This is a genomic window from Bauldia litoralis (assembly GCF_900104485.1).
GTDB classification, from domain to species: Bacteria; Pseudomonadota; Alphaproteobacteria; order Rhizobiales; family Kaistiaceae; genus Bauldia; species Bauldia litoralis.
Genome location: NZ_FMXQ01000020.1, coordinates 1 through 9,864, shown reverse-complemented (window position 1 = coordinate 9,864; position 9,864 = coordinate 1). Strand labels below are relative to the sequence as shown.

6 protein-coding genes are annotated in these 9,864 nt (G+C 61.7%); 3 read left to right on the top strand and 3 right to left on the bottom strand.

The window, feature by feature from the left end:
- The first annotated feature begins 927 nt into the window (after window positions 1-927).
- Genes BLT60_RS23660 through BLT60_RS23650 form a run of 3 tightly spaced genes read left to right on the top strand, consistent with a single transcriptional unit; the run spans window position 928 to window position 7,249 of the window.
- Entirely contained in the window at window positions 928-3,426 is a 2,499-nt protein-coding gene (locus tag BLT60_RS23660; protein ID WP_342028640.1) for an ABC-three component system protein, read from the top strand.
- Window positions 3,423-4,118, top strand: coding sequence for an ABC-three component system middle component 1 (locus tag BLT60_RS23655; protein ID WP_090881331.1), 696 nt, complete (start codon window positions 3,423-3,425; stop codon window positions 4,116-4,118). Before BLT60_RS23660 ends, BLT60_RS23655 begins: the two co-directional genes overlap by 4 nt.
- On the top strand, window positions 4,115-7,249 hold the full coding sequence (locus BLT60_RS23650) for an AAA family ATPase (RefSeq protein WP_090881328.1): 3,135 nt from the start codon (window positions 4,115-4,117) through the stop codon (window positions 7,247-7,249). Before BLT60_RS23655 ends, BLT60_RS23650 begins: the two co-directional genes overlap by 4 nt.
- Before the next feature lie 400 nt (window positions 7,250-7,649).
- Here the strand turns inward: BLT60_RS23650 and BLT60_RS23645 are convergent, their stop codons facing one another.
- From BLT60_RS23645 to BLT60_RS23635, 3 genes are all read right to left on the bottom strand, one after another.
- A complete protein-coding gene (locus BLT60_RS23645) occupies window positions 7,650-8,072 on the bottom strand; it encodes a hypothetical protein (protein ID WP_090881325.1) in 423 nt (140 codons plus the stop codon).
- A gap of 197 nt (window positions 8,073-8,269) precedes the next feature.
- Entirely contained in the window at window positions 8,270-9,688 is a 1,419-nt protein-coding gene (locus BLT60_RS23640; RefSeq protein WP_244521423.1) for a recombinase family protein, read from the bottom strand.
- Window positions 9,685-9,864, bottom strand: a 180-nt coding sequence (locus tag BLT60_RS23635; RefSeq protein WP_139167952.1) for a DUF2924 domain-containing protein, incomplete at its 5' end; no start/stop codon positions are given. The genes BLT60_RS23635 and BLT60_RS23640, both read right to left, overlap by 4 nt.

Below are 9,864 nucleotides of genomic sequence, written 5' to 3'. Positions count from 1 at the left end.
TTGATAGAGGCAGGCGCGATGCCAGTCACCACATTATGAAAATCAATAGCTTAGGGCCAGAGACCGTTGGAGCCGGGTTTCTCTCCCTCCGCCAGCCGATCAGCCGGCAAAGATCTGAGACCTTCATTTTGACGCTGAAATCGCAAGGTTCTGCGCCACTTTGCGGGCTGACTTACGTACCGCACTCGGAAGGGCATCCTCGCTAAGCGCTATAGAGACCCCAAGACTCTCAGAAGCTCCGGACTTCATCGATTCAGTACGGAGCTTGGAAGTGCAGGGAAACGAACGCTTTGGAGACGACTAGGGATGTCGCGATTTGGAAGTGTCTCTCGCCCATCTAATGGAGGCTTCGAAATCAAAATCTCGCACTCCGGCAGGACGTCCGGTCTTGTGATCCAAAGAGACATCCGAATTGCGTTCTAGAATGTCCGACTTGCGCTAGCAGCGTTGGTTCACCGAAGGCGGCGGCAACGGCCTAGACTGGGCCGTGCAGAGGCCTGCAGATTCCAGGGGGCTACTTGAGAGAGGCGTCATTCCCGACGATAGTCGACGGGACCGCTGCCAGCGCCTTATCGGTTAAAGTTCCATAGTCGCCCTCGGGAGTGGAAAAGCAGAGGCCCCATTTTACAAACCTCAGCACCCAAATAATTGGACTATCTTGGATGTAAGATTGTGAATACTACCCTCGCAGATAAGGAAATTCGCGTGGTAGGACCTCGAATAGAGATCGTGTCAGAAAGGCAGTCGACTTCGCGAGTGCCGATAGTGCCTTGCGGCATTTCGACTCCTCTACCTAACGCTATTCGCCGGCTATTAGCGACAAATGAGGGAGCGGATTGGCTACAATGCTTTTGATGTGCCGCGCCGGATTTGCGCTGCCTGAACAGCAGGGGCACGGTACCGAAGGCGGCCGGACCGTTGGCTGATGTGCTGCTTCCGCAGGATATTCTCGACGGCGCGGCGGTCCGCGACCGGCCGAACCTGTTCGTCATCGGGAGCTTCGATCGGCGTATCACGTTATATTCGCAGCAGGTCCGGGCGCTTTCACTCGTCCACGCGCTGAAGGATCTGGGTTACCTCAACGCGAATCCAAGGATCGCTGTCGTCGGCGGTGGTGCGGCCGGCGTCGCTGCAGCGGCAGCTGCCGCGCTTGTTACCGAATCGCAGGTCGTGGTGTTCGAAACGGCCGGGGATCTGCTCCCGCTCCAGTCGACGACCGATCGTCGACGGCTCGATCCACATATCTACGACTGGCCAGCGCATGACACCACGGATCCCATCGCAGACTTGCCGATCTTGGACTGGGAGTCCGGATCGTGCCGTTCAGTGCGCGACGACATTCTTGTGGGTTTCCAGGACATCGTGGTCAGACTCGCGCCAAGATTGCAAACTCGCTTGCGTCATCGGGTAACGGCGCTCAACGTCGTACCGGATGGGTATCAGATCGAGTTCACCGATCTGGACAGCCCGCTTTCCGCGCCAGGGACCGAGCTTCGCGAACAATTTCACATCGTCTTGCTTGCGGTCGGATTTGGGGTCGAGCCAATCGAGCCCGTTCCAACCATTCAGAGCGCCAGCTACTGGACCGATGCCGGCGTGCCGGTTGCCGAGTTCGCGGGCCGACCGACTCCGCGCTTCTTTATCAGCGGAGCGGGCGACGGTGGGCTGATCGACTTCGTCGCCGCTGGCGCGCGCGATTTCGATCATGCCGGCATGATCAAGCTGGTTTCGAGCCATCCGGGGATAGCTGCGTTGAAGCCCGCCCTTGCTGACATCGATGTCCGCGCGCGTGCACAGGACGCTGCCGGCGCTCGGTTTGATTTCTTGGCAGCCTACGATGCAGAACTGCTGCAGCCGCTTACCGACATTGGGCTAGTTGCTGCCGTCGCGCAGCAGCTGCGGCCTGGGGTCAGGCTGACGCTGCAAACTCAGCATGCAGAACTGTTTGACGTGTCGACGGCAACGCTCAATCGGCTCGCCGCCTATCTCACAATCAAAGCGATCGAGGGCGACCCGCAACGCACCTTTCGGCATCTGCAATGCGACGCCGTTGCGCGCATTGCTCCGCCTGACCCGGCCCCTGAAGCCGCAGATTTCTGGGTAGATTGTGCGGGCGAAGCCATCGCAGCAGATGCTCTCATCGTTCGCCGTGGCCCGCGTCGGGATCTAGTCCGTGCTCCATTCGCTGGTCATTTGGTAGATTACGAGGCAAGCCATAAGGAGTGGCTGAGGCGTCATGACGACGCAACCCTCGTACCGAAGCTTTTGAGCGCTGCGCGGACCTTGTTCGAAGAAGCCGCGCGCAAAGCGGACATCCCGCTCGCTCCGAGAGTGCACCGTCAATCCGGGCATCAGCTGCCTATCTCCGTGCAATTTTTGCGCGAGGCAGGCTACGTCCGTTGGTCGGGCGCGATACCGGCTGAGCAGCTTCTGCGCTCTTGGAGCGAGCATCAGCCTTTCGAGATCATCATTCCCGATGGCCCCGAAGATCTTGGAGCGGTAGCGGGCGCGGTGCTACGCGTTGCGTGTCATAGTAGTAGTTGCCGGTTGCATGCGGCACCCGGGCAATGGCGTCAGCATGTCCGGGCGCTCAGCGTAGATTCACCGCACGCCGAGGGTATGGGGATGCCGGCGATCTTAGCAGGCAATCCTGGCGGTGCGGCCCAGAATCCAGTTCGGCTTCCGCCAGATATTCTCGCACGCCGGATCCACCGGTCGCTCGATAGCTGGCTGCTTGAGCGGCTTGATGCGCATCTACAACCCTTTTTTGCCAGCAATGCCGATCCTGGCCGCCCAATCAACCTTAAGATCGCCGACGATCTGCGGGCCGCCATGGCGGCTACATGGGCGGACTGGTACGCATTGTTCTCCGATGAGCCCGCTCTGCTAGGCCATTTCCTCCGCTTGATGATCTGTGCGGTCGAGGACGATCATAATCGTGACGCCGCGCAGATTCTGGTAGGTCCCAATAAACTGGGGTGCATCCTGCGGGGCACAGCCGTCGCACTGGCCGTTGCCGCGGCTTGGGAGGGCACATCGCCGAAGGGCATCAAGCCCGGCAATCTTGTTCGTCTACGCAATGGCGACAGCGAATGGGCCGGACATGGCTGCGCGGCCGACATGATCAACGGCGAAGAGATGTCATTGTGCGCGGCATCGTTCATGTGGCAGACTCAATTCGTCATTCTTGTCGTCAAAAATGCCATCGAGGTCAGCCGCATCGCCGAACGGCCCTTTGCGCGGATCGACACCGACCAGCCGGGACTTAGCGAAACGGCAGGCTCTGGTCCGGTGATCATGTCGATAAGCCGCGATTTCGTCGACGCGGCGGCAGCAGGTTTACCCGAGATGTGCGTGCTGTTGGATGCAGTCGAGGCACGGCATTTCGAAGCGCTGGAAAAGACGATCGTGAAAGGCGTGGCATGACGGAAAGTTTGACTCTGTCACCCGGCCTGAGGGATTTCGCTGAGCGGCTTCGCGTAGCGGCGATGGCGCTTGAGCTCGAGGTTGAGGAGCGGCCAGAGCTGGTGCGTTCGACCTTCAACGGCGGATCTACGAAGTCGACCATGCTCAGTCCGACCGATCTGCCGGCGGAGAGCCATGCGATCCGGATCAATCGATTCAACGTCGTACTTGGTATTCTTCCGGACGTTCCTGCGATGGAAGCGGTACTCGAGACGCTAAGGCGTTGCCGCAATCAATGTGTTGTCGCGCGCTCGTTCCTGGGAACGAACGAGACGCTTGACCTGCAGCTGATGCTACTGGGACCACGGGCGAGCGAGCGGCAGGAAGCCTGGCGGGCGATGGCATTAATGGTTGAGCGCGACGACCGTGTCGCCCGCAAGCTCGCTTGGTTGCGGCCGGAGGATCCCCGGCGGGACGAAGAAAGCTTTGCAGATTTTCTCAAGCGCACCTTCCTCGCCAGACCATGGGTGCATGCCGAGGGGCAGTTCGAAGATGCGGCGCTTGACGAACTGGACAGGACCGGCGCGACGGCGCCGGGCCTGCCGCGGACGACCGCTCAGGAGTGGGAGCGTATTGCGCTCGACGAGCAGAAGTCGCCGGACGATATCGTTGCGGCACTGGTCAAGGCCTGGAAGCGAAGGGGACAGGCATGAGCAAGATTTTCTTGTCCCGCGTCGCGATCCACGATTTCCGCACCTTCGGAGACTTCGAGATCAACGTTCCGGCGGCGCCAGGCCTGGTTCTGCTCACTGGAACCAACGGCCTCGGCAAGAGCAGCTTTTTCGATGCGATCGAATGGGGCCTGACTAACAAGATTCGCCGTTTTGAACCGTATTTGCAGAAGGGCAGAAAGAAGCTCGTCGAAAAGGATTATCTTACCCGGCGCGGAGCCGACCCTGGATCGCATCACGTCGCCCTGACCTTTTCGGAGGATAACGTCATCGAGCGCAGCGCGACCGGCGGTACGGCAATGGTGGACATCATCGCGCAGCTCGCCCGTTCGGATCGCCCCATCATCCATGATCTGGGCACCTACCTCGCCCTCACCCATTTTCTCGGACAAGCGGCGCATCAGCGGTTCACTAGCCGAGATCCTCAGGATCAGTGGCAGGCACTCAAGGGACCGAGCGGCATTGATCGGCTTGAGCGTATCCGCGCTGGCCTGCGTGGGCGACCGACCATCACCGCGTTCACCCGTCGGCTGGATAAGGAACAAGCCGTGGTCGCCGCGCTCGAGCGGGAAATCGCGGACTGGCAGGGATGGACGACACGTTTGGACAGGTTGAGCACGGCGGCGCGCGCGACCGGCGTGCTCACTCCAGTCGAGGTCGCTGAACGGACCGACCATCTCGAAGCCGACTTTCAGCAGCTTGTCGCCGATCAGCCGCTTGACGTCATAACTGCAGATGTCGGACAGCGACTTTCGGCGCTCGCTGACCGTATCGCAGACACGCTGCGAACATCGAGCGAGCGCAAAGCTGCGCTGGAGGCCTTATCGCCGCTTCCAGTGCAATTTGCGATCAGCCAAGCCGAAGCACGCCTCGACCACCCCAGCCTCGTGCGGCTGCGCAGCAGAGTGAGCGAGGCGCAGACGCGACTTGACCGCCTATCCCCACTTGCCGCCACAACGAGCGACGCGGTCACCGCCCAGAACGCCGCGATCGGCACGATCGAGCAGAATATCGCCTTACTCGATGCGACGCTGACCGATCTGGCGCGCCGTGCGCAACTCGCCGAGTTCATGGCGAAGGACGCGCAAGATCTGAGGGCACTTGCCGAGGCGATCGCCATCCGTCGGAGAACGATCGCCGACGCCGATACTGCGATCAATCAACATGGCAAGGCGGCAGCTGAAGTCGCCCGCCTGAGAAGCCTCGCCAGCTCGGCGCGCGGGCTCAACCAAGCGATCGCTGAATGCCGCGATCTCGAGGCGTTGTCTGAGAAGGCCGACGCAGCGCTCGCCCGGGGGCATGAGGCAGCTGCCCGCGCCGCTGCCGTGCTCGCTCCGCTTGAGCGGCAATTGGCCGATCTTGACGACCGAATATCCGGGGCCGAGCGTGACCGTGCCGAGGCCGACCGGCACGCAACTGCGATCAGCGGCGCCCTGTCTCAACTCGCCAGCCATGTTCATGAAGACGATACCGACTGCCCGGTGTGCCAGACGCATTTCGAGCCAGGGGTCCTCAAGGTATTAGCGGATGCGGCAGCGTCGGGCAGAGATCGACACCTCGCCAAGGCCGACGACGCGCTTGAGACTTTGCGGCGCGAACGTCCCGGACTCAGCGATCAGATCCGTCGCCTTCGAACCGAGGTGGCAGCGGTCGAGGGGCTCGAGCGGGCGGCAGTCGCGGCCGCAGACTCAGTGACCAATGCGCGCACCGCTATCGGCCGGACGCTCGAGGCTTCTCCGGACGGTGATCTTGCGGCACTTGCCGCTGCGCGGGCGCGTGAGGCGGATGCCGCGCTGGCCGCTGCTGAGAAAGCGCTCGAATCGCTGTCGGCGAGTGCCGCTTCGGCGAGCGAACAGCGATCTTCGACAGTTGCCGATCTCGATGAGCTGATCGCGCGCGAGAGCCAGGTCGGAGCGCGCTTGACGCAGCTTGAGGTCGAAGACAAGGCCTGTGCTGATCGAATCGCGGCGCGAAACTTGTCAAACGTCACGATCGGCGAGCTTGGGGCAAGGCTGACGACGGAACGCGAGCGACGCGAAACCGCAAAGGCGCAACTCGCCACACTTTCCGAAGCGGCGAATGCTGCGGTCGGGGACGTTCAGCGGGAGCGAACCGCCCTCGATGCCGCCCAACGCGAGCTTGCGGCAGCCGAATTGGCTCGCGAAAACGCGGGGCAGGTGGCGCGGCAGATGCACCAGCGCTGGACCCGAGCGGGTTTTAATAACAGTCCGGGCCAGGCCGAATATGATCGCGGCATTGCCGCGATCGAGGCCGTGCTGGCCGGATTGCGTTCGCTTGCGGAACGGCAGCTCGTGCTAGCCCGCCACAATGAAGATGCGCTGCTCCAGAACGAGATCGACGAGATCGTCGCGTCGATGCGGTCCGCCGGTGGGGAAAAGGGCGTGCTTGAACCCGCGGCTCACATGACGGCGCTCAAGAATAAGTTGGAGACGGCCCGCGCCGCAGTGAAGCTCACCATCGCCGCGCGCAAAGCAGTGAAGAGCTACTCGGAAAATCTGCAGGCACAGGCGGACAACTTTTCCACACGCGTACTCGATCCACTTAACGAGGTCATCGACGATTTCAACGAGGCGATGCTGAGTTCGCCGGGCGAGAGTATTCAGTTCAAGGCCGACACACGGGTCGATGCGACAAGCTTCGGTATGGCACTGCGCTACAGGGAGAAGGTGGAGGATGCGATCGAGACAAAGAAGGATCTGCCGCCCCAAGTCGTGCTGAGCGAAGGCGAACTTGCGGCCAACGGCTTCAGCATCCTGTGTGCGGCGAGCACCGCCTATCCCTGGTCCCGCTGGCGGGCGCTGTTGCTTGATGATCCGCTACAACATAATGACATAATTCACGCCGCCGCCTTCGTCGATGTGATGCGCAACATGGTCGAGTTGAACGGCTATCAGCTTATCATGTCGAGCCACGATCGAGGCGAGAGCGATTTCATCTCGCGCAAGTTCGATGCGGCCGGTCTTCCCTGCTCGACCGTGCTTCTAACAGCCCCATCGGATAAGGGTGTAGTCTGGGTCCCTCCCGAACACAATCAGGCAGCGGCACGGGTGATGCGGCAGGACATGCAGGCCTCGAGTGCCAGCAGCGCCTGACGCAACGTTCCTGGAGCGGCGCTGCGCCGGCTAAAGCGCCATCGGCTTGTCGATCGGAATCGATGTGCTTGCCAGTCTCGATCCGATAGGCGATCTCACACCCTGGCCGGTCGTCGTCGCCGTGGGGGACCGTTTGCCGAACGTGATGAGGACGGGTGCAGCCGATGTCGGAAACCCGCATGAGTGTTTGGTTTCCAAGCATCCTTTTCTAAAGTCATTGGCACGGTCAGGGAGGCTGGTAGCCAGGCCGGACTGCAGTAATCGGTTTCTGATACGGCGAATCGCACAGTGAACGACGAGGATGTTACGCGAACCTGCCGGTGGCCACGTCAAAGTGCGTGTCCGCCTTTAGTTCAGCAGCGGACATGCGAGAAGAACGGTGCTGACGTCCGTTTTGCGGTCATTTGCTGACATGAACCTCAAGAGCTGGAGGCGACCGCTGAGGCAGGAGCCTGCGGCGCTGCTCTCCCCAAGCTGATGGCAGCGACTTCACCAGGCCTTCGGCGGTTAGGTCCGGCGAAATGTCGCCGTCTAGGATGGCCCCGACAATGTCGGGCGCGAGGAGGTTGAGACGGAGGATGCGGCCGACGTAGGAGGGATTGATGGACTCTGCTGCGGCAAGGTCCTGGATGGTGGCGTAGGCGCCGGTTTCGAGAAGGCGCTGCCAACGGTAGGCACGAGCTAGGGCCCTGATCAGGGCACCTTCCGGGCGAGATGGGAGAGCCAAGGCTGGCGCGCCATCCGGAGTGACGCAGGATTTCCGGCCACCGCGGCGTGTGAAGGTCAGCGGAACGTGGACGGTGATGGTTGACGGGTCGGCCATTTGATCGTGGCGCCTTGCTTCGCGCCTTTGCAGAGAAGGGTCGCGGTCAGCGGTCGCCTCGGTCTCGGGTGAGGTGGATTGGTGCCTTGTCCTAGCTCTCCCGTTCGGGTTCGGACTCCGCGCCACGGCAACTTTGGCCGACCTGGTGTGGTTACCCTGCGACTCCGAGCTCCTGCGCGGAACGATGACAGTCTCGATCATTGCCTTCTGTCCTCGTCACCGACCGCCGACTTCGCCCCGTTGGCTTTGGCATTCTGGTCGACATCAGAGTTGTTGCCCAACCCCAGAAGCTCACCCACCAGACGACCAAGGCCGCCGACCTTGAGGCGGATGACGATGCCGTCGGACTGGATGTCGACACGGTCGACCAGCAGCTGGACGATACGGGCCTGTTCGGCGGGGAAGAGCTCGGACCAGAGGTCATCGAACTGACCGATGGCCCGGCGGACATCATCTTCGGTGAGGTCGTCCAAGTGTTCCCGTGCCGAACGCCAGGTCGCGACAATGATCTCGGGCGACTGGAGGAGGACACGCAGCTGGTCGATGACCGCTGCCTCGACATCGCCGGCCGGAACCCGCCTGATGGCTGGGACCGTCTCTGTATCGTCGCCGCGTGTCTCCCTTCCTGTATCCCGGATCAGGGACTGACTGACGTAGTAGCGATAGAGCTTCTGCTTGCGCGGGGTGTGGGTCGGCGACATCGCCCGACCCGAGGAATCGAAGATCAGGCCCTTGAGGAGAGCCGGTGTCTGGGCGCGGGTGCGATTACCGCGGGTCCGGGCTCTCACCGCCATGGCGGCATGGACCTTGTCCCAGAGTGCCTTCGTGATGATGGCCTCGTGCTCTCCGGGATAGGCGGTTCCCTTGTGAACGGCTTCGCCGATGTAGACCCGGTTGTTGACGAGCTTGTAGAGCTTCCCCTTGTCGAACCGCTTGCCGTACTTGTTGACGATCCCCCTGGCGGCGAGGTCCCGGACGATGGCTGTGATCGATCCGCCTTTCGCCATCCGGTCGAAGATCTGTCGAACCTGCTCTGCTTCGTTCTTGTTGATGACCAGCTTGCGGTCCTTGATGTCGTAGCCATAGGGCGCCCAGCCGCCCATCCACATCCCCTTCTTGCGGGAGGCTGCAAACTTGTCCCGGATTCGCTCACCGGTGACCTCGCGCTCGAACTGGGCGAAGGAGAGCAGGATGTTGAGGGTCAGCCGCCCCATCGATGTGGTGGTGTTGAACGACTGGGTGACCGAGACGAAGGTGACGTCGTTGCGGTCGAAGATCTCGACCAGCCTGGCAAAGTCCATCAGCGAGCGGGAGAGTCTGTCGATCTTGTAGACCACGACGATGTCGACAAGGCCCGCCTCGATATCGGCAAGGAGGCGCTTGAGGGCAGGACGATCGAGCGTTCCTCCGGAGAAGCCGCCATCACCATAGTGGTCGGGCACCGGAACCCAGCCTTCCGCCTTCTGACTGGCGACAAAGGCCTCGCAAGCCTCGCGCTGGGCATCGAGGCTGTTGAAGTCCATGTCGAGGCCTTCCTCGGAGGACTTGCGGGTGTAGATGGCACAGCGGCGCTTGGTGACGATCGGGCGAGACCGCTGGCGGACCGGGGCGTTCACGACCGACCCCTCTGGTTCTTGAGGCCGAAGAAGGTCCAGCCGTTCCAGTTGGTGCCTGTGATGGCTCGGGCGATGGCGGAGAGAGACCGATAGGGCTTGCCGAGATATTCGAAGTCGTCGCCTCTGACCGTGACGCAGTGCTCGACGCCGTTGAACTCCCTGATCAGTCGGGTGCC